The 20,306-nt window shown below is 39.0% G+C and carries 19 protein-coding genes; 11 read left to right on the top strand and 8 right to left on the bottom strand.

Features of this window, described 5'->3' with window-relative positions; genetic code table 11:
- Positions 1-16: 16 nt before the first annotated feature.
- A complete protein-coding gene (znuB, locus tag C0T34_RS01235) occupies positions 17-802 on the bottom strand; it encodes a zinc ABC transporter permease subunit ZnuB (protein WP_098942659.1) in 786 nt (261 codons plus the stop codon).
- Positions 795-1,520: a zinc ABC transporter ATP-binding protein ZnuC gene (gene znuC / locus C0T34_RS01230; protein WP_098942660.1), complete on the bottom strand. Its 726-nt coding sequence runs from the start codon at positions 1,518-1,520 to the stop codon at positions 795-797. Before znuC ends, znuB begins: the two co-directional genes overlap by 8 nt.
- A gap of 74 nt (positions 1,521-1,594) precedes the next feature.
- Between znuC and znuA the strand changes: the two genes are divergently transcribed.
- The 3 genes from znuA (at position 1,595) to lpxM (ending at position 4,957) form a co-directional block, all read left to right on the top strand.
- On the top strand, positions 1,595-2,539 hold the full coding sequence (gene znuA, locus C0T34_RS01225; protein WP_075671073.1) for a zinc ABC transporter substrate-binding protein ZnuA: 945 nt from the start codon (positions 1,595-1,597) through the stop codon (positions 2,537-2,539).
- Positions 2,540-2,551: 12 nt separating this feature from the next.
- Positions 2,552-3,877: a murein DD-endopeptidase MepM gene (gene mepM / locus C0T34_RS01220; protein ID WP_098942661.1), complete on the top strand. Its 1,326-nt coding sequence runs from the start codon at positions 2,552-2,554 to the stop codon at positions 3,875-3,877.
- Between the two features lie 105 nt (positions 3,878-3,982).
- Positions 3,983-4,957, top strand: a complete 975-nt coding sequence (gene lpxM, locus C0T34_RS01215) for a lauroyl-Kdo(2)-lipid IV(A) myristoyltransferase (RefSeq protein ID WP_098944077.1) — start codon at positions 3,983-3,985, stop codon at positions 4,955-4,957.
- A gap of 85 nt (positions 4,958-5,042) precedes the next feature.
- Here the strand turns inward: lpxM and pyk are convergent, their stop codons facing one another.
- Together pyk and C0T34_RS01205 are read right to left on the bottom strand one after the other, a co-directional pair.
- Positions 5,043-6,485: a pyruvate kinase gene (gene pyk / locus C0T34_RS01210; protein ID WP_098942662.1), complete on the bottom strand. Its 1,443-nt coding sequence runs from the start codon at positions 6,483-6,485 to the stop codon at positions 5,043-5,045.
- Between the two features lie 231 nt (positions 6,486-6,716).
- On the bottom strand, positions 6,717-7,559 hold the full coding sequence (locus C0T34_RS01205) for a MurR/RpiR family transcriptional regulator (RefSeq protein ID WP_075671081.1): 843 nt from the start codon (positions 7,557-7,559) through the stop codon (positions 6,717-6,719).
- A 351-nt stretch (positions 7,560-7,910) separates the two neighbouring features.
- Between C0T34_RS01205 and zwf the strand changes: the two genes are divergently transcribed.
- From zwf to mdtI, 3 genes are all read left to right on the top strand, one after another.
- Complete coding sequence (gene zwf, locus C0T34_RS01200) at positions 7,911-9,386, top strand: glucose-6-phosphate dehydrogenase (RefSeq protein WP_088495462.1); 1,476 nt, start codon at positions 7,911-7,913, stop codon at positions 9,384-9,386.
- A gap of 586 nt (positions 9,387-9,972) precedes the next feature.
- Entirely contained in the window at positions 9,973-10,413 is a 441-nt protein-coding gene (gene mdtJ, locus C0T34_RS01195; protein ID WP_098944078.1) for a multidrug/spermidine efflux SMR transporter subunit MdtJ, read from the top strand.
- Positions 10,414-10,415: 2 nt separating this feature from the next.
- Positions 10,416-10,748, top strand: a complete 333-nt coding sequence (mdtI, locus tag C0T34_RS01190) for a multidrug/spermidine efflux SMR transporter subunit MdtI (RefSeq protein ID WP_023582084.1) — start codon at positions 10,416-10,418, stop codon at positions 10,746-10,748.
- Positions 10,749-10,889: 141 nt separating this feature from the next.
- Here mdtI and C0T34_RS01185 read toward each other — a convergent pair whose 3' ends face one another.
- Both C0T34_RS01185 and C0T34_RS01180 read right to left on the bottom strand, forming a co-directional pair.
- The gene (locus tag C0T34_RS01185) at positions 10,890-11,519 is read right to left on the bottom strand and encodes a LysE family translocator (protein ID WP_098942663.1); all 630 of its coding nucleotides are present in this window, start codon (positions 11,517-11,519) and stop codon (positions 10,890-10,892) included.
- A gap of 256 nt (positions 11,520-11,775) precedes the next feature.
- Positions 11,776-12,120, bottom strand: coding sequence for a RidA family protein (locus C0T34_RS01180; protein WP_098942664.1), 345 nt, complete (start codon positions 12,118-12,120; stop codon positions 11,776-11,778).
- 85 nt (positions 12,121-12,205) lie between these two features.
- Here C0T34_RS01180 and C0T34_RS01175 point away from each other — a divergent pair, with 85 nt between their 5' ends.
- The 5 genes from C0T34_RS01175 (at position 12,206) to rnd (ending at position 18,843) form a co-directional block, all read left to right on the top strand.
- Complete coding sequence (locus C0T34_RS01175; protein WP_098942665.1) at positions 12,206-14,149, top strand: ATP-dependent DNA helicase; 1,944 nt, start codon at positions 12,206-12,208, stop codon at positions 14,147-14,149.
- Positions 14,150-14,241: 92 nt separating this feature from the next.
- Complete coding sequence (gene tsaB / locus C0T34_RS01170) at positions 14,242-14,943, top strand: tRNA (adenosine(37)-N6)-threonylcarbamoyltransferase complex dimerization subunit type 1 TsaB (RefSeq protein ID WP_098942666.1); 702 nt, start codon at positions 14,242-14,244, stop codon at positions 14,941-14,943.
- Between the two features lie 92 nt (positions 14,944-15,035).
- A complete protein-coding gene (locus C0T34_RS01165) occupies positions 15,036-15,632 on the top strand; it encodes a Slp family lipoprotein (protein WP_098942667.1) in 597 nt (198 codons plus the stop codon).
- Positions 15,633-15,935: 303 nt separating this feature from the next.
- Entirely contained in the window at positions 15,936-17,624 is a 1,689-nt protein-coding gene (fadD, locus tag C0T34_RS01160) for a long-chain-fatty-acid--CoA ligase FadD (RefSeq protein ID WP_098942668.1), read from the top strand.
- A 100-nt stretch (positions 17,625-17,724) separates the two neighbouring features.
- Positions 17,725-18,843 (top strand): ribonuclease D, encoded by a 1,119-nt coding sequence (rnd, locus tag C0T34_RS01155; protein ID WP_109849576.1) that lies wholly within the window; start codon positions 17,725-17,727, stop codon positions 18,841-18,843.
- A 360-nt stretch (positions 18,844-19,203) separates the two neighbouring features.
- Here the strand turns inward: rnd and minE are convergent, their stop codons facing one another.
- A complete protein-coding gene (minE, locus tag C0T34_RS01150) occupies positions 19,204-19,473 on the bottom strand; it encodes a cell division topological specificity factor MinE (protein WP_023582089.1) in 270 nt (89 codons plus the stop codon).
- Positions 19,474-19,476: 3 nt separating this feature from the next.
- Entirely contained in the window at positions 19,477-20,289 is an 813-nt protein-coding gene (gene minD, locus C0T34_RS01145) for a septum site-determining protein MinD (protein ID WP_023582090.1), read from the bottom strand.
- Between the last annotated feature and the right edge of the window lie 17 nt (positions 20,290-20,306).

The raw sequence follows: 20,306 nt of genomic DNA, 5'->3' as shown, positions 1-20,306 counted from the left end.
AATTTGGATTATTTGATTACTGTTTAGTAGGCGCAAATAAACTCAAGATAAATAGGCAACTTGCGGCTAAAACAACAGAAGGGCCAGCAGGGGTGTCATAGAAAGCAGAGAATGTTAAACCGCCCGTAATTGCCAACATACCAACAGCGATTGCAATCAGAGCCATTTGTTCTGGAGAACGAGCAAAACGACGTGCTGTTGCCGCAGGAATGATCAGTAAAGAGGTAATGATCAGCGCACCTACAAATTTCATGGCTAAACCAATAGTTAACGCGGTGATCATCATTAGCTTTAAACGTTCTCGCTGAATATTCACACCATCAACAAATGCCATATCTTGATTGATAGTCATGGAGAGCAGTGGGCGCCATGAGCGAATAATGACAAATAAAACAATCACAACACCAATAAAAATACTGATAACGTCTTGATAATTTACTGACAGCAAATCACCAAACAGATAAGCCATTAAATCAACACGTACATTCGACATTAAACTGACGACCACAAGCCCTAAAGAAAGTGCACTGTGTGCCATGATCCCTAAAAGTGTATCGACAGAAAGTTGAGGTTTTAATTCTAGCCAAACCAATAGAATAGCGAGAATAAGGGTGACTGCAATAACAGCGTAAAAAGGCTCGATATTAAACAGCAAACCAAATGCAACACCAAGTAGTGAAGCGTGCGCTAAGGTATCACCAAAATAAGACATACGACGCCAAACGACAAAAGAGCCCAAAGGACCCGCCGCCATTGCTAAGAGCATACCGGCAATCCAACCCGGTAACAGCAACTCAATCATGACGGCACTCCTTACTATGCTGGTGATGATGACGATAAATACCAAGTTGCTCAGCACCACGACTTCCAAACATGGCAATAAATTCAGGATGAGAAGAAACAACATCAGGTGTGCCTGAACAGCAAATATGGCCATTTAAGCAGAGGACTTCGTCTGTTTTTGCCATCACAAGATGAAGATCATGAGAGACCATTAAGATGGCACAACCTAGTTCGTGACGAAGCTGATTAATCAAATCATAAAGTGCTAATTGACCGTTAACATCAACACCTTGAGTGGGTTCGTCTAAAACTAAAAGTTGGGGTTGATTAAGTAACGCTCTTGCTAACAAGACTCGTTGAGACTCACCACCAGAAAGTTTCTGCATAGGCAGATCGATTAATTTCGCCGCATTAACTCGTTCTAAAGCAGGGAGAATATCTTTATCATGAACACCCGGTTTTAGTGTCATAAACCGTTTAACGGTGAGTGGCATTGTAGGATCGAGATAAAGTTTTTGTGGCACATAGCCCACACGTAGCGCATTTTGACGCTCAATTTTTCCTGAGGTTGGATTTAATAAACCAAGAACTAAACGGATAACCGTAGATTTACCCGCACCATTAGGGCCAAGTAAAGTAAGAATACGGCCTGCTTTTAGATCAAAAGAGATATCTTTTAAAATTTCTCTTTCACCAAAAGAAACACAAACCGATTTTAAACAAATCAAGTCAGACATAAAATTAGCACTTGCAGAATCATTGAAACGTTATAATATAACATTTCCAATGATGATTCACGAGAATTCTTCCTATGTTACATAAAAACAACAAATTTGCGCACCGTTTTTTATTGAAATCATTTTTAGCGACAGCGATGATAAGCTCATTCAGTGCTTCAGTGCAGGCTGACGTCGTCGTTTCTATTAGACCATTAGGATTTATTGCTGCTGCCATCGCTGATGGAGTAACACCAACGGACGTTTTATTACCAGATGGGGCATCTCCACACGATTATGCATTAAAACCCTCTGATTTGAAAAAAATCACCTCCGCAGACCTGATGGTATGGGTAGGGCCTGATATGGAAGTGTTTTTAGATAAGCCATTAAACAGACTTACTGACAATCATAAGTTGGCTTTAGCGGAAACTGACGAAATAAAGTCTCTTTTATTGAAAGATGATGATGACAATGTGCATAAACATGAGGAAAATCACGAACATCATTCTCACGGTGATTATAATATGCACATCTGGTTATCACCAGAGATTGCGTTGTCGTCTGCAAAACAGATCCACGAAAGGTTAATTGCACTGTATCCAGATAAAAAAGAACTTCTGGACGTAAACCTAGGTAAATTCAGCGAACAACTCAAGCAAACTGATAAGAATCTTGTTAATATTCTGTCGCCTGTGAGAAATAAGGGTTATTTTGTCTTTCATGATGCTTATGGCTACTTCGAAAAACATTATAATTTAAAGCCGTTAGGTCATTTTACGATCAACCCTGAAATACAGCCGGGTGCGCAGAAATTACATCAAATACGAACACAGTTGGTTGAGCAAAAAGCAACTTGCATTTTTGCTGAGCCACAATTTAGGCCGACAGTAATAGAAACAGTGGCGAAAGGCACTGGGGTTAAAATGGGTGTATTAGACCCCCTAGGAAGTGGGATTGCTCTGACTCAAGAGAGCTATATAAAATTCCTTACCCAACTAGCTAACCAATATGCGAGCTGCCTGAATGAAACACAATAAGGAATTAAGAACGTGCAGCAGAAGAAATCCATTGCACAGGTATATTTAAGTTTACCACTCCCACATAAGATTATGCTCGGTTCGTTAACTGCAGCAACACTGGCCGTCGCAATTTGGCGACCAGTGGTTCTTCAAAATGAGCAAAACCGAGAAGTTCCTGTCAGCATTCAAATGCCGCTTGCCAATCAAGATGAAAATACGGATGACATTATCACTGATAGTAGTGATCAACTTACCGATGAAGGATTAGTTGGTGCGGAAGATGGCACAGATACAAGTACCGCAGTTGCACAAGTTCCTCATACTTATATTGTCTCTAGTGGTGATTCATTAAGTTCAATATTGACTCAGTTTGGTATTGATTCTGCTGATATTGCAACTATCTCTAATCAAAATAAAGATCTTAGAAACCTTAAAATCGGGCAACCTATTAGTTGGGAGCTTGATGATAATGGGTTGCTAAAAGAGTTAAGTTGGGGTGTTTCTCGCCGTGAAACTCGTGTTTATACTCGTACAGAAACGGGCTTTAAAGAGACAAAAGAGTTTCAAAAAGGTGAGTGGAAAAACAGTGTTACCACTGGTGTTATTCGTGGAAGTTTCTCTGTTAGTGCAACGAATGCAGGTTTAACTAATTCAGAAGCACGTGCAGTGACTAAAGCATTGCAATGGCAAGTAGACTTTAAAAAACTACAAAGTGGCGATCAATTTGCAGCACTCTTCTCTCGCGAAGTGCTTGATGGTCGTACAGAACAAAGTGAACTTATTGGTGTGCGTTTACGTAGCGCTGGTAAAGACTACTATGCTTTCCTTGCTGAAGATGGTCGTTTTTATGATAGCCAAGCTGGTGGATTAGAACGTGGATTTATGCGATTCCCAACAGTGAAGCAGTTTAGAGTTTCCTCTCAATTTAACCCTCGTCGTATTAATCCTGTTACAGGTCGTTTAGCGGCTCATAAAGGTGTCGACTTTGCTATGCCAGTAGGTACACCGGTATTAGCAACAGGGGATGGTGAAGTTATTGTGGCTAAATACAGTGGTGCTGCAGGTAACTTTATTGCTATTCGCCATGGTAGCCAATACACAACACGTTATATGCACTTACGTCAGTTACTTGTAAAACCAGGACAACGTGTTAAACGTGGAGATAGAATTGCGTTGTCAGGCAATACAGGACGTTCTACGGGACCTCATTTGCACTATGAGCTGTGGATCAACCAACAAGCAGTCAATCCACTAACAGCCACATTACCTCGTGCTGATGGTTTAACAGGCAAAGACAAACAAGAATATCTTGCTAAAGTAAAAGAGATTAAGCCGCAATTAGTGCTAGCTGATTGACAATAAATACGATTTTAAAGACATAAAAGCGGATGATTGATATCATCCGCTTTTGTTTTAATGTTTTTTACGCCTCTTTGGGGTATCAGTTCAGAGAGTTATCTGATGAATAAAGAAAAAGATACAGATAGCAAAGCGGGTTATGTACCCACTTTTCACCGTGCATATTTGCATCCTCGTCATTGGGGAACATGGTTAGGTGCAGGTGTATTAAGTGCATTAGCTTATATGCCAGTAAAATGGCGTGATCCATTTCTTGCTTCTATTGGTCGTTTTGTTGGACGTAAAGCGAAAAGCGCAAGGCGTCGTGCAGATATCAACTTGAGATACTGTTTTCCAACATGGAATAAAACACAACGTGAAACAGTTCTTGATAATATGTTTGAAACTGCGCCTCAATCCTTTGTGATGTTAGCAGAGCTTTGCTTAAGAGGCCCTGAGCGTATATTAAAGCGCACATCTTGGCAGGGATTAGAAATCATTGAGCGTTTTAAAGAGCAAGGCCGTAATGTCATTTTTATGGTGCCTCATGGATGGGCGGTTGATATTCCTGCAATGCTGTTAGCATCGACAGGACAGAAAATGGCAGCGATGTTCCATCACCAAAAAGATCCCGTTGCTGATTATTTATGGAATAAAGCACGTCATCATTTTGATGGCAGATTACATTCACGCGAAGCAGGTATTAAGCCATTTATTTCTTCTGTGCGACAAGGTTACTGGGGCTATTATCTGCCAGATCAAGATCATGGTGCAGAACATAGCCAATTTGTGGATTTTTTCGGTACTTATAAAGCAACATTGCCCGCGATTGGGCGGTTAATGAAAGTGTGCCGAGCGGCTATTGTGCCGTTATTCCCAGTGTATTGTCATAAAACACATAAGCTTAGCATCATTGTTCGTGAACCAATGGATGACATTGAAGATAAAGATGATGCGTACATTGCACGTAGAATGAATGAAGAGTTAGAAGCACTAGTGACACCAACGCCAGAACAATATACGTGGATCTTAAAATTACTGAAAACACGTAAAGAGGGCGAAATAGAGCCTTACGCTCGTGAGAATATTTTGGACTAGTTCTTGCACGAAAAAGAAGTAAATTAAAAATAAAACGGGCACTTAATAAAGTGCCCGCTTTGTTATTAAGATTTTGGACTCTGTATTATTCAACCGTCAGAATACGGCATGTATTGGTACTACCCACAGTGCCCATTTGGTCACCTTGAGTGACCAACACTAAATCACCAGAAACCAAGAAACCTTTATCACGTAAACGACCAATTGCCTCATTAGCAGCAGCAATACCATCAGTGTGAGTACTGCAATAAACGGGTGTTACACCACGATAAAGTGCGGTTTGATTCAATGTTTTCTCATGACGCGACATTGAGAAAATCGGTAAACCTGTACTGATACGAGACATCATGCGTGCAGTACGACCTGATTCAGTCATCGCAATAATCGCATTAACGCCCTTCATATGGTTAGCTGCATACATTGTAGACATTGCAATGGCTTCTTCCACTGTATCAAACACCATATCTAAACGGTGCTTAGAAACATTGGCAGCTGGCATTTTCTCAGCGCCTAAGCAAACTTGCGCCATTGAAGCGACCGTTTCTGCTGGATATTGTCCTGCTGCGGTTTCTGCTGAAAGCATAACAGCATCAGTGCCATCTAATACGGCGTTAGCAACGTCCATTACTTCAGCACGAGTTGGCATTGGATTTGTTATCATTGACTCCATCATTTGAGTAGCAGTGATAACGACACGATTAAGCTGACGAGCACGACGAATTAATTTTTTCTGTACACCCACCAGCTCAGGATCACCAATTTCAACACCTAAATCGCCACGAGCTACCATCACTACATCAGAAGCAAGAATGATTTCATCAATGATTTCATCATTAGCAACCGCTTCAGCACGTTCTACTTTAGAAACGATTTGGCATTCACAGCCAGCATCACGGGCTAAACGGCGAGCAAGGTTAAGATCTTCACCTGTTCTTGGGAATGAAACAGCAAGGTAATCAACACCGATTTTTGCCGCAGTGATAATATCTTGCTTATCTTTTTCTGTTAATGCATCAGCAGAGAGGCCTCCACCGAGCTTATTAATGCCTTTATTGTTAGATAAAGGACCACCAACTGTCACTTCAGTAAAGACTTTTAAACCATCAACTTTGAGGACTTTTAACTGAACTCGACCATCATCAAGAAGTAAAATATCGCCTGGAACCACGTCGGCAGGTAAGCCTTTATAATCGATACCCACTTGAGTTTGATTGCCTTCGCCTTTTTCGAGCGCTGCATCAAGTAAGAATTTATCACCGACATTCAGGAAAACTTTTCCGTCTTTAAAGGTAGATACACGGATTTTAGGACCTTGTAAATCCCCGAGAATAGCAACATGGCGACCTAATCTTGCGGCGATTTCACGCGTACGATTAGCGCGAGCAAGATGATCTTCCGCAGAACCATGAGAGAAATTTAATCGAACAACATTTGCGCCAGCAATAATAATTTTTTCTAAGTTATTATCACGATCTGTTGCTGGGCCTAAGGTGGTAACAATTTTTGTTCTTCTGAGCCGTCTGGACATGTATTACTCCGTTGACCTTGAACGAAAGGTGTTGGCAATTGGATAAAACAGAAATCAGACTGTATTTTATCCAATGTGTTAAGTGAAACGCTTCAAGCTAATTGCAACATACACTACAGTTTTCATTATTTGCGAGAGTTAGCTCGCAGATATGCTACCATTTTTCAAAAACTTATCTAGTCAGAGGCACAATCGTAAGTGTGACAATACTAACAGAATAATTAAAAACGGTTACTTATCAAACCGTGAATCACGTAAAGCTTCTTTGACGCGCTTCAAGTTATCTCTGAATTTTGGTCCTCGACGTAAAATAAATCCTGTTGTAAGAACATCAATAATAGTGAGTTGTGCAAGGCGGGAGATCATCGGCATGTAGATATCAGTATCTTCAGGCACATCAAGCAAGATGGGAAGGGTAGCTTCAGAGGCTAAAAGAGAGTTCGGAGTTGTAATGGCAATAACGGCCGCATCGTTTTCTCGTGCGATCTTGGCAATTTCAACTAAATTTTTAGTACGTCCTGTATGAGAAATAATAACCACCACATCACCATCAGTACTATTTATACAACTCATACGTTGCATAACAACATCATCAAAATAAGTGACAGGAATATTAAAACGAGAAAACTTATTCATGGCATCGTGAGCAACGGCTGCTGATGCACCTAAACCAAAAAAAGAGATTTTTTTAGCTTGCGTCAAAATATCAACTGCACGATTGATAGCTGCGATATCAATATTATTTTTAACGTTTTCAAGTCCCGCCATTGCGGATTCAAAAATTTTATTGGTATAAGAAGAGACAGTATCGGAATCATCAATATTACGATTTACATAAGGTGTGCCGTTGGCAATACTTTGTGCTAATTGTAATTTGAAATCAGGAAAGCCTTTTGTTGCCATACGTCGGCAAAATCGATTAACAGTGGGTTCACTGACATCAGCCGTTTTAGCCATTAAGGCAATACTTGAATGGATAACTGTTTGTGGCGCAGTTAATACAGCCTCTGCGACTTTTTTTTCTGATTTACTCAAGATGTCCAGATTAGACTGAACCCTTTCCAATATATTCATTAAATATACAGATCCTTGGCTTTGCCAATTTCAATAAAAGGAGAAATCTATAACGGTTTTATGAAAATATACTACGCAAAGAACAAGGCTTGCAGTGTAAACCATCGGTAAGCAGGGCTTTTTTCGTTAAAGTATGACGTGTGTCTAACTTTCAAAGTTGAAAACAAGAAACAAAACTGTAATAAAGTTACAGGAAAGGATAAAACACTAGGCATAAAATGAAGCATTATAATATGTGTGGTAAGTTAGAGACTAAAATGTGCAAGTGTATTTACTGAATACATCCAAAAGAGTACATTAATACAAAATTCTGTAACAAAATTACAAAATCTCATCATGAGGAGACGTTCTATGGCAGCGATATCGACTGCTCAGGCCTGTGATCTGGTTATCTTCGGTACGAAAGGGGATCTAGCACGCCGTAAGCTCATTCCATCATTATATCAATTGGAAAAAGCTGGATATATTCACCCTGACTCTCGCATTATTGGTGTCGGTCGTGCTGATTGGGATGTTGAGGCATATAAAAATGTCGCTCATGAAGCGTTAAAAACCTTTTTAAAAGAAGAAATTAACCCTGAAATTTGGCAACGCTTAAGTGATCGCTTAGATTTTTGTAATCTTGATGTTAATGAAACCGACCATTTCATTGAGTTATCAAAGCATCTAAAACAAGATAAATTACCGGCTATCTATTACTTTGCTATGCCTCCAAGCACCTTTAGTGCGATGTGTCAGGGATTAGGGCATGCAAAATTAAATAAAGAGCCTAATCGTGTCGTAATGGAAAAACCATTAGGGACAGATTTAGCATCTTCAGTTTCTATTAATGATAGTGTGGCGAAATACTTTAAAGAGACTCAAATTTATCGTATTGACCACTATTTAGGTAAAGAAACCGTTTTAAACCTATTAGCACTGCGCTTCGCAAACTCACTATTTGTCAACAACTGGGACAATAAAACGATTGATCATGTCCAAATTACGGTTGCAGAAGAAGTGGGTATTGAAGGGCGTTGGGGATACTTTGATCAAGCTGGTCAAATGCGTGATATGGTACAAAACCACCTATTACAAATCCTGACTATGATAGCGATGTCACCACCCGCTGATTTAACGGCTGACAGTATTCGCCAAGAAAAAGTGAAAGTCTTACGTTCATTACGTCGTATCGATAACACCAATATTCGCGAAAAGACAGTTCGTGGACAATATACTGGTGGTTTTGTACAAGGCAAAAAAGTACCCGGTTATCTTGATGAAGAAGGTGCGAATAAAACCAGTAATACAGAAACATTTGTGGCAATCCGAGCTGATATTGACAACTGGCGTTGGGCAGGTGTTCCGTTCTATCTAAGAACAGGTAAACGCCTACCAAGCAAATGTTCAGAAGTTGTGGTTTATTTTAAAAAACCTGCGCTGAATATCTTCAGTGAGACTTATCAAGAGTTACCACAAAATAAGCTGACTATTCGTTTACAGCCAGATGAAGGTATCGATATTGAAGTGCTAAATAAAGCACCGGGACTCGATCATAAACACCGTTTACAAACAACCAAGCTGGACTTGAGTTTCTCTGAAACATTCAATCAAACGCATTTAGCGGATGCTTACGAGCGTTTATTATTAGAAGCCATGCGCGGTATCCAAGCGTTATTCGTGCGTCGTGACGAAGTGGAAGAAGCTTGGAAATGGGTTGATTCAATCATTAACGCATGGGAATGCGATAATGAGCTACCTAAACCATATCAAGCAGGTACTTGGGGACCAGTGGCATCTGTTGCAATGATCACGCGTGATGGTCGTTCTTGGAATGAAATTGAATAATTGATTTTAATTATCCATTCTAAAGAAAAAACACCCAGCTATGCTGGGTGTTTTTGTATCTGACAAGTATTTTTAAGCATAATTACTTGCTAATAGATGAATAAAACCCATGCTAAAACGAAAATTGCTTTAATAACTATTCATTAAACCGACAAGTTATGGTGCTATAGAAAATTAAAACTTAAACAAAACCAACCAATTAACTAAAAAATTTTCCTCAAAAGCATTGCTTTAAATAATTTGGCGTGATAGAAATATCATGTAACATTTAACCATCTTATATGAGGGTTCGGAGTATATCGTGCGGATGGTCTGTGCGATGAAAGAATAAATAATCATGACTAGCGCCAAAAGCGTCAAAGTTAAACGTTCTACCTATAAGTTATTCCTTTCTGCTATTTTATCCAGCGAACACTACTGGTGTGGCGCATTATAGAAACCTCTCATCTTAATTCCTGAGTTATCAGGAAACGACGTTGCCTTAACGTTCGGCTACTATTGCCACCAGAAAGACTATCTACATATTCTCTATCTTCTGCGCAAGAAACGTTTTGGCGTATTTCGAATGTGTATGAGAGATGAAAAAATGATTTATTGGATATTTTTAGCATTAGCTATTGTTTGTGAAGTTATCGGTACTTTATCTATGAAGTACGCCAGTGTCAGCGGTGGTTACACCGGTATGATTGTGATGTGGTTAATGATTGCCACTTCCTATATCTTTTTAGCCATAGCCGTAAAAAAAGTGGCATTAGGTGTAGCGTATGCACTGTGGGAAGGTATTGGAATTGTCATTATTACGACATTCAGTGTTCTGTGGTTTGGAGAATCACTCTCACCATTAAAATTAGGCGGTCTAGCAATGCTAATTGCAGGGATCACGCTTATCAAATCAGGTACTAAAAAATCGGCTGTTGCTAAGAAAACAACAGAATCGGTAAAAAGTATTGCCGGTAAAGCTAAGCATGTTGCCAGTGCTGTAAAAGGAGCGAATAAGCCAATTCCTACCAATATCAAGGAGGCTTAATTATGTTAGCTCAATTTGAATGGTGGCACGGTGCATTTTTAATACTTGCCGTAGTGCTCGAGATTGTCGCGAATATATTCTTAAAAATGTCTAACGGCTTTAGCCGAATGGGATTAGGAATATTATCACTATTTTGTGTGTTAGGTGCTTTTAGTGCGCTAGCAATGGCAGTCAAAGGGATAGAGCTTTCGGTAGCTTATGCACTTTGGGGAGCATTCGGAATTATTGCAACTATCGCCGCCGGTTGGATTTTATTTAATCAAAGACTCAATTATAAAGGATGGGGTGGAATTATATTATTACTGGTTGGTATGGTAATGATTAAATTTGCCTAAATCTAATTAACTTAATGAGTGAGATATTGGTAAAACAAAAAATCCAATTACCACAGCATAATAAGTGATATTAAAAAAGCTGAGTTCTTATGAATTCAGCTTTTTTGTTTTTATACTATTTTCTGTTTCAGAAAAATATTTTTAATTTTTACTTTTTTGCCCCAAAAGTAAACCCATACTTGCGAATACTAAGAGTGAGGAACAAATACGATTAAAAATACGTTTAGATTTAGGTTTAACTAAAAGTTGTTTCATATACAGACCTATAGCTGCATAAATCATAATGGCAATAAACTCGAGCAATAGAAAAAGTGTACCTAAAATTGCAAATTGGTAGCTTGTTGGCATTTCAGGATTTATAAATTGAGGTAAAAAAGCAGTAAAAATTAAAATCGCTTTAGGATTACCTGAAGCAACAAAAAACTCTTGTTTCATTAGTATGAATGGACTTTTATTTTGTGTTGCTTTTAATAATGCAAATCCTTCTACTGGTGCTCGCCAAAGTTGAACAGCTAGATATAACAAATAAGCAATTCCTAAAAATTTAATTGCATAAAAAATGAGCTCGGAGGTATGTAAAACCACGGCTAAACCTAAAGAAGCTAGACAGAGCATAAAAATAAAAGCCACGATCCTACCTATTCCACCTATGCAAGAGATTTTAAAACCATAATGTGTGGCATTATTAATGGATAATAGGTTATTTGGCCCTGGAGCAAGATTTAATGCAAAGCAAGCTGGTAAGAAAAGAAGTAATGTTGTGATGTCCATATTGATACTCATATAATTAGTTTTTTAACTGTTCGATAATATCGTCATTGGTATCTTTTTTAAATAATAAATGATCACAAGTGAGGAATGTTTTTTCTCTCCAAAATAAATAGTTAACTTCAAAAAGTTAGTAATAGAGGTGAAAAGGGAAATAGTTGCTGGAGCATGAGATATTGGTTCTCTTTTAATCATAAATTGCCAATAAGTTAAATTCAAAAAATAAGCACCCATAAAAGTAGGTGCTTATTAAATATTTTTACATTGCCGCAATAATCTTAATTTCAACTTTATATTCAGGGTGCATTAATTGTGCTTGCACAGTACAACGCACAGGTGCACTACCTTTGGCAACCCATGCATCCCACGCTTTATTCATACCTTCAAAATCGGCTTTATCAGCTAAAAAGATTGTCGCATCAAGAATTTTAGTTTTATCAGAACCTACACGTTGTAACAAAACGTCAATTGCCGCTAATGTGTCTGCTGTTTGTTCAATAATATCGCCTGATAAGTTTTCTGGTACGGCAGTGTAATAAATGGTGTCGTTATGAATAACGGCTTCAGACCAGCGATCTTCAGGGTCGATACGTTTAATTGTCATTATGAGTTCTCCTTTGTATTAACGGCATAGGTGGTACTTTTGGTTATCCACTGGCATAATTTACGTCTTATTTTATAAAAAGAGTATGCCTGTGTCAGACGATTTTGCAGAAAACGGGATTTTAACCCGAACTATTCCAGGATTTCATCCCCGTGAAGCTCAACGACAAATGGCGAAATCAATAACGGAAACTATTGATAAGCAAGGTGTACTTATTGCTGAAGCGGGTACAGGTACCGGAAAAACGTATGCCTATCTTGTACCTGCATTGCGTTCGGGTAAAAAAACTATTATCTCAACAGGCTCTAAAGCCTTGCAAGATCAATTATATAGTCGAGATTTACCCACGATCATTGAAGCGATTAATTATGATGGTAACACGGCGTTATTAAAAGGGCGCTCTAACTATCTCTGTTTAGAACGACTTGATCAGCAAATGCTCAGTGGTGGTGATCTGGAAGCTGAAGTTTTGTCTGATGTCATGTATGTACGCCAATGGTCAACACAAACAGAAGATGGTGACGTTAGTCGTTGTCATAGTGTTGCTGAAGATAGCCGGGTTTGGCCTTTAGTCACCAGCACTAACGATAACTGCTTGGGGAGTGATTGCCCTCGTTATAAAGAGTGCTATGTTTTAAGCGCACGTAAAAAAGCAATGGATGCGGATGTCGTGGTGGTTAATCACCATTTATTTATGGCAGATACTGTCGTTAAAGATACTGGTTTTGGTGAGCTAATTCCAGAAGCTGAAATTATGATCTTTGATGAAGCCCATCAAATTCCAGATATTGCTAGCCATTATTTTGGCCAACAACTTACCAGTAGACAGTTATTTGATCTCGCCAGAGATATGACTGTTGCTTATCGCACAGAAGTGAGAGACCAAGTTCAGTTACAAAAAAGTGCCGATAGATTAACGCAAATGGTAATGGATTTTCGCCTAGCGTTAGGTGAGACAGGTTATCGAGGAAACTTACGTGAGCTATTGCAAGGTGGCGAAACAAAACGTTTTCTAACGTTACTGGATGATGCCTTAGAACTGAGTTATGACGTAATGAAACTCTCGTTAGGGCGAAGCCAATTACTTGATAGTGCTTTTGAACGTGCCACTGTTTACCGCAATCGCTTAAAACGCCTGATTGATACCACAATTCCGGGTTATAGTTATTGGTTTGAAAGTTATGGTCGCCATTTCTTATTAGCTATCACACCACTATCTGTTGCGGATAAATTTCGCGAATTAATCAAATCGCATAAAAGCAGTTGGGTATTTACCTCAGCAACACTCTCTGTAAATGAGCAGATGTCTTATTACACAGATAGATTGGGCTTAGAAAATGCGACAACCCTGATCCTAAACAGCCCATTTGATTATCAACATCAAACATTACTCTGTGTGCCACGTTATCTGCCACCATTAAATCAGCCTTATACGGCGAAACGTTTAGCTACTATGCTAACGCCAGTTATTTTAAAAAACCAAGGTCGCTGTTTTTTCCTCTGTACCTCACATGCAATGATGCGTGGACTTGCTGAAGAGTTTAAAGCCAGTTTGCCATTACCTGTATTGATGCAAGGCGAAATGAGTAAGACGCAATTACTGCAAAAATTTGTTTCATCAGGAAATGCACTTTTAGTTGCGACCCAAAGTTTTTGGGAAGGTGTTGACGTGCGTGGCGATACGTTGTCTTGCGTGATTATTGACAAATTACCATTTACAGCACCTGATGATCCTTTATTAAGAGCACGCATTGAAGATTGTGAATTGCGAGGCGGAGATGCTTTTAGAGACGTCCAAATTCCTGATGCTGTTATTAGTTTAAAACAAGGTGTCGGGCGATTAATTCGTGATGTACACGATTATGGTGCAATTATAGTTTGTGATGATAGGTTAGTTTCTCGTGCTTATGGTGAAGTTTTTTTAAGTAGCTTGCCTCCATCACCTCGCACGCGTTCACTCGAAAAAACAATGAAATTTTTGAGCCAACGCGCACAGCAGAATGAAATACAAGAAATATCGGATTCATAATAGCGATCGCACAGAATGTGTGTTTATTCTGTTGAACACTATTATGATATTATTCTTTCTCTTTTAATTATCGAATTTGCCGGAGTTATGGCGTGTCACTGCGAATTTTAGCAATTGATACTGCAACAGAATCTTGTTCAGTTGCAGTTTGGAATGAAGGCGTTGTTGCTTCACGTTTTGAGATCTCACCTCGTGAACATACACAAAAGATTTTACCTATGGTGAAAAGCGCCTTAGAAGAAGCAAACATTACATTGCAATCATTAGATGCACTTGCTTTTGGACGAGGTCCTGGAAGTTTTACAGGTGTTCGTATTGGTGTAGGTGTTGCGCAAGGTATCGCACTAGGTGCAGAGTTACCAATGATTGGTATTTCATCACTTGCCACAATGGCTGAAGGTGTCTTTAGAACAACGGGTATCAAACAAGTTCTTGTGGCAATAGATGCACGTATGGGTGAAATTTATTGCGCTCAATATCAGCGTAATGATGCAGGTGTTTGGATAGGCGAAGACACTGAAGCCGTGATGAAACCTGAGCAATTTATTGAAGCATTACAATTAACAACAGGAACATGGGCGATGGCAGGTACAGGATGGCAAGCTTATCCTGATTTAAAAGAGGCACTGCCTTTCACTGTTGTTGAAACTGAGATTACGCTTCCTGTTGCACAAGATATGTTACCTCTTGCTGTAACCGCTTGGCATGGAGGTAAAGCAACGAAAGTTGAAGACGCCGAGCCAGTTTATTTACGTAATGAAGTGACATGGAAAAAACTGCCTGGTCGTGAATAGATTTAGAAGTATCTATTAGAAGCAGAAGAGTGAAGCTAAGCTATAATATTATTATAGAGTAACGTTAATATTGACTTGCAATGAGGTGGTTTATGAATAGACAATTAAACTACCGTTTGGTAAGCAAAGCGCTATTTCTATCTGGTGCTTTGTTTCTAGCGGGATGCGTCTCTATACCTGAATCAATAAAAGGTACATCAGCAACGCCAGTGACCAATTTAAATGGCGTTTTTGTTGCGCCTGAACTTTATATTGGTCAAGAAGGGCGTTTTGGTGGACGTGTGATTGATGTTAAAAATCTTCAATCATCAACGCAGCTAGAAATTGCCGTGATGCCTCTTTCTCAATACGATGCTGCGCCCGAATTACATCAGCCTTCTGTTGGGCGTCTCTATGCTAATGTTATGCATTTCTTAGATCCCTCGGATTATAAAAATCAATACGTAACCGTTGTTGGTACTATCAAAGGTGTTGAAACTGGCAAAGTTGGTGAGGCCAGTTATCCATTTTTACGTATTGATGTGACAGGTATGAAACGCTGGACACTGACACAGCAAGTCATTATGCCCGCACCTGTTATGACATGGGGATATTATGGCGATGGCCCATATTGGGGTTATCACCATGGGTATGGCGGTTATGGTGGATATCCATATGGAACTGGTCAGCTTGTGCCCGTTTTAGAATAAAAAGTGGGTATTGGACTGCATGACGATATAATATTTTATCTCTATTTGTGTGAAACGGTGTATAATCAATATCCATAATATATTAGGTAACTATCTAATAGAGTTATTAAAGTTGAATAAAAAATAAAAGAGAGGGCGGTTTTGACCGCCTTCTTTTTTGTTAATCTAAAAATAAAATATTTAGTGACACACTTCGCATCTTCACAACAGAAAATTGTTTGTGCTGGTAGGATGAGTTAATACTTTGTTAAAAATGGAAACATAATATTAACCCAAGAAGTGCGATTAATCAGGAGTACTACTTTGGAAAAAGTCTGGCTTAAACGTTATCCGGCAGATGTTCCGGCTGAAATTGACCCGGACCGTTTCGCATCCCTTGCTGAGATGCTTGAAAACGCTGTCGCAAATTACGCAGATCAACCCGCCTTTATCAATATGGGCGAGGTCATGACTTATCGCAAACTTGAAGAGCGTAGCCGTGCTTTTGCAGCATACCTGCAAAATGGCTTAGGATTGAAAAAAGGTGATCGTGTCGCCTTAATGATGCCTAATTTACTGCAATATCCTATCGCGCTTTTCGGTATTCTTCGTGCAGGCATGGTTGTCGTAAACGTAAACCCACTTTACACACCAAGAGAACTTGAACATCAGTTGAATGACAGCGGCGCAAGTGCCATTGTAATAGTCTCTAACTTTGCGCATACGCTCGAAAAAATTGTGTTTAATACCAGCATTAAGCACGTTATTTTAACCCGAATGGGCGATCAATTATCTCGTCCTAAAGCAACACTCGTTGATTTTGTTGTTAAATATATCAAACGATTAGTGCCTAAATATAACTTGCCTGATGCCATTTCATTTCGTAGAGCAATGCATTTTGGCTATCGTATGCAATATATTAAACCTGAAATTACAGGTGAAGATTTAGCCTTCTTGCAATATACAGGAGGCACAACGGGAATTGCTAAAGGTGCAATGTTAACGCATCGCAATATGTTAGCGAACCTTGAGCAAGCGAAAGCAGCTTATGTACCAGCGCTAAATGTTGGTAAAGAGCTGGTGGTCACTGCATTACCGCTGTATCACGTTTTTGCTTTAACCGTTAACTGTCTACTCTTTATTGAAATTGGTGGTAAAAACTTACTTATCACTAACCCTCGTGATGTGAAAGGTACAATTAAAGAACTAGGACGTTACCCTGTCACGGCAATCACTGGCGTAAATACTTTATTTAATGCTTGGTTGCAAAATCCAGAATTTCGTCAACTCGATTTCTCCAAATTGAATCTCTCTGTTGGTGGCGGTATGCCTGTTCAAAGTAGTGTTGCTAAAGAGTGGGAAGAGTTAACGGGTAAGCATTTGTTAGAAGGTTATGGCTTGACGGAATGTTCTCCTTTAGTCACTGGTAACCCTTATAATCTGAAAAAATACAGTGGTAGTATTGGATTACCTGTACCTTCAACGGATGTGAAGTTTATGGATGATGAAGGTAACGAAGTTGACCGCACTGTAGGTGGCGAAATGTGGGTTCGTGGCCCTCAGGTAATGAAAGGTTATTGGAATCGCCCTGATGCAACTGATGAAGTTTTACATGATGGCTGGGTTGCAACAGGTGATATTGCCACAATGGATGACGAAGGCTTTATTCGTATCATTGACCGAAAAAAAGATATGATCTTAGTTTCAGGTTTTAATGTATATCCTAATGAAGTCGAAGAAGTCGTTACGGCACATCCTAAGGTTTTGGAGTCGGCAGCAATTGGCGTGCCAAGCAAAAACTCAGGTGAAACAGTTAAAGTTTTCATTGTGAAAAAAGATCCATCATTAACAGAAGATGAGATAAAAACACACTGTCGTCGTTACCTAACAGGTTATAAAGTACCTAAAATTATTGAGTTTCGTGATGAATTACCAAAATCAAATGTTGGTAAAATTTTACGCAGAGAGTTAAGAAATGAAGAAAAAGAGTTGAAAACCTCAACTGAATCTTGATACAACACTCAATAACCTTTTTCAATTTCGCCGGTTTATACCGGCGTTTTTGTGATTACATAAAAAAAGTCATTAGACATAAAAACAAGAGAAACCTGTTTTGAATTATCAATTGATTACGACAGACACTGCACTAGATTCCGCCTGTAAAGCTGCTTCAGAGGCTTCACAAATTGCTTTAGATACAGAGTTTGTCCGCATACGTACCTATTACCCTCATCTTGGTTTGATCCAGATGTACGACGGTAAACAGATCTCTCTTATTGATCCGTTAGCAATTAAGGATTGGGCCCCTTTCGTTGAGCTATTAACAAACTCGGGCATCATGAAGTTTCTCCATGCTGGAAGTGAAGATCTCGAAGTTTTTTCTCACCAGTTTGGTTGTGTTCCAACACCGATGATTGACACTCAAGTGGTGGCTGCATTTTTAGGGCATCCTATCTCTTGTGGTTTCGCGACATTAGTTGAGAAATATGAAAATATTGCACTAGATAAAAGCGAATCCCGAACAGATTGGTTAGCGCGTCCTTTAACTGAAAAACAGTGCCAATATGCCAGTGGTGATGTTTTCTATTTGCTACCTTTAGCTGAAAAATTAATTGAAGAAGCTGAAGAAGCAGGTTATATGGATGCGATCGCAGATGAATGCAAAATGATTGCAGAACGTCGACAAGAAACGGTTGTACCAGAGCTCGCCTATCGTGATATTAGCAATGCATGGCAATTGAAAGATCAACAATTAGCGTGCTTACAAATGCTTGCTCAGTGGCGCTTAAATCAAGCAAAAGCTCGAGATATGGCATTAAACTTCGTTGTAAGAGAAGAGCACCTATGGTCTGTTGCTCGTTACCTTCCATCCTCATTAGCAGAACTCGATGCATTATCGCTTTCAGGTCAAGAAATTCGTTGTCATGGTCGTCGTTTATTAGATTTTGTTGTTAAAGCTAAAGAAGTTAAAGATGAAGATTGCCCAGAGCCTATTGGTAATTTAATTGAACAACCAAACTACAAAAAAGCATTTAAAGCGATTAAAGCGGTTATTCAAGAAATTAGTGAAGATAAGCGCTACAACCCTGAACTGTTAGCTTCAAGAAGACAGATTAATCAGTTATTAAGTATTCATTGGAAAATAAAAGAAGGACAACCTGAATTAACTTCACGTTGGCGTAAAGCATTATTAGAAGAAAAAGTGACAGAAATTCTAGCGCAATATCCATAGTCTTGTTGATTGTTTATTTTCTAATATTTAATCTCCTTAAAATAAAAAGGGATTGTTGGTTCAATAAACAAAATAAAGGATAACAATAGGAGTCTCTTTTGAGGCTCTTATTTTTTGCACACAAAAAACACCAAAAGAAGGTGAAGGTAGAAATAGATTATTGGTAAATGTAAGTATTATGACAAAATAATCGGTCTCCCGTGACTTATCACCAATGATTAAAATAGCAACGAGATATAGCGCTATTTGCGCATTCAGGTGTTTTCAATATGTATATAATTAAACACAGAGCCAATCAAATTGATTATAGTTTATGGCTGGCTCTGTGAATAATGACTTAGATAAAGCGTAAAATATGATTTACTTTGTAGGTTCTTCACTCTCAGGTAAAGTCACATTTAGCTCTAATACAGAGATATCATCGCCTTTTTGTTCAAATTGAACAGAAAGCATCTCTGGATCAATCTGTACATATTTACAGATGACACCTAATAAATCTCTTTTCATATCAGGTAAATAAGCTGGCTCGCTATCACCACGGCGACGTTCTGCTACGATAATTTGCAGACGCTCCTTGGCAATATTAGCTGTCGACTTTTTACGCGACAGGAAAAAATCTAGTAAAGCCATCTTTTACCCCCCAAAAAGGCGTTTCAGAAAGCCTTTTTTCTCTTCTTCAATAAAACGGAATGGATGTTCTTCACCTAACAAACGATTTACTGTATCTGAATAGGCTTTACCTGCATCAGATTCGCCATCTAAAATAACAGGTTCACCTTGGTTAGATGAACGTAAAACAGATTGATCTTCTGGAATAACACCCAATAGTGGAATGCATAGAATTTCAAGAACATCTTCCATACTTAACATATCACCACGGTTAACGCGGCCAGGATTATAACGAGTTAATAGCAAATGTTCTTTAATTGGATCTTCACCACGCTCAGCACGACGTGATTTAGAGGCAAGAATGCCTAAAATACGGTCGGAGTCACGTACAGATGATACTTCAGGGTTTGTTGTAATAATGGCTTCATCTGCAAAATAAAGGGCCATTAACGCACCACTTTCAATACCCGCAGGAGAGTCACAAATAATAAAATCAAAACCCATCTCATCGAGTTCATCTAATACTTGTTCTACACCATCACGGGTGAGAGCGTCTTTATCTCTTGTTTGTGAAGCAGGGAGAATAAACAGATTTTCTGTACGCTTATCTTTAATCAATGCTTGATTTAAAGATGCATCGCCCTGAATAACATTAACAAAATCATAAACAACTCTACGTTCACAACCCATGATAAGGTCTAAATTACGTAACCCAATATCAAAGTCGATAACAACCGTCTTATGACCTTTTTGAGCGAGGCCGGTAGAAATGGCCGCGCTGGAAGTTGTTTTACCAACCCCACCTTTACCTGACGTAACAACAATAATGCGTGCCATGGAGTGATTCCTTGTCG

The organism is Proteus sp. CA142267 (assembly GCF_003336825.1).
GTDB classification, from domain to species: Bacteria; Pseudomonadota; Gammaproteobacteria; order Enterobacterales; family Enterobacteriaceae; genus Proteus; species Proteus terrae.
Note: the sequence above shows the minus strand (reverse complement) of the source record. Positions and strands in the feature narration are given on the sequence as shown.

What these genes read in the sequence shown, in the direction of transcription:
- znuB (WP_098942659.1), bottom strand. Translation starts at nt 802, where the DNA reads ATGATTGAGTTGCTGTTACCGGGTTGGATTGCCGGTATGCTCTTAGCA.
- znuC (WP_098942660.1), bottom strand. Translation starts at nt 1,520, where the DNA reads ATGTCTGACTTGATTTGTTTAAAATCGGTTTGTGTTTCTTTTGGTGAA.
- znuA (WP_075671073.1), top strand. Translation starts at nt 1,595, where the DNA reads ATGTTACATAAAAACAACAAATTTGCGCACCGTTTTTTATTGAAATCA.
- lpxM (WP_098944077.1), top strand. Translation starts at nt 3,983, where the DNA reads ATGAATAAAGAAAAAGATACAGATAGCAAAGCGGGTTATGTACCCACT.
- pyk (WP_098942662.1), bottom strand. Translation starts at nt 6,485, where the DNA reads ATGTCCAGACGGCTCAGAAGAACAAAAATTGTTACCACCTTAGGCCCA.
- C0T34_RS01205 (WP_075671081.1), bottom strand. Translation starts at nt 7,559, where the DNA reads ATGAATATATTGGAAAGGGTTCAGTCTAATCTGGACATCTTGAGTAAA.
- zwf (WP_088495462.1), top strand. Translation starts at nt 7,911, where the DNA reads ATGGCAGCGATATCGACTGCTCAGGCCTGTGATCTGGTTATCTTCGGT.
- mdtJ (WP_098944078.1), top strand. Translation starts at nt 9,973, where the DNA reads ATGATTTATTGGATATTTTTAGCATTAGCTATTGTTTGTGAAGTTATC.
- mdtI (WP_023582084.1), top strand. Translation starts at nt 10,416, where the DNA reads ATGTTAGCTCAATTTGAATGGTGGCACGGTGCATTTTTAATACTTGCC.
- C0T34_RS01185 (WP_098942663.1), bottom strand. Translation starts at nt 11,519, where the DNA reads ATGGACATCACAACATTACTTCTTTTCTTACCAGCTTGCTTTGCATTA.
- C0T34_RS01180 (WP_098942664.1), bottom strand. Translation starts at nt 12,120, where the DNA reads ATGACAATTAAACGTATCGACCCTGAAGATCGCTGGTCTGAAGCCGTT.
- C0T34_RS01175 (WP_098942665.1), top strand. Translation starts at nt 12,206, where the DNA reads ATGCCTGTGTCAGACGATTTTGCAGAAAACGGGATTTTAACCCGAACT.
- C0T34_RS01165 (WP_098942667.1), top strand. Translation starts at nt 15,036, where the DNA reads ATGAATAGACAATTAAACTACCGTTTGGTAAGCAAAGCGCTATTTCTA.
- minE (WP_023582089.1), bottom strand. Translation starts at nt 19,473, where the DNA reads ATGGCTTTACTAGATTTTTTCCTGTCGCGTAAAAAGTCGACAGCTAAT.
- minD (WP_023582090.1), bottom strand. Translation starts at nt 20,289, where the DNA reads ATGGCACGCATTATTGTTGTTACGTCAGGTAAAGGTGGGGTTGGTAAA.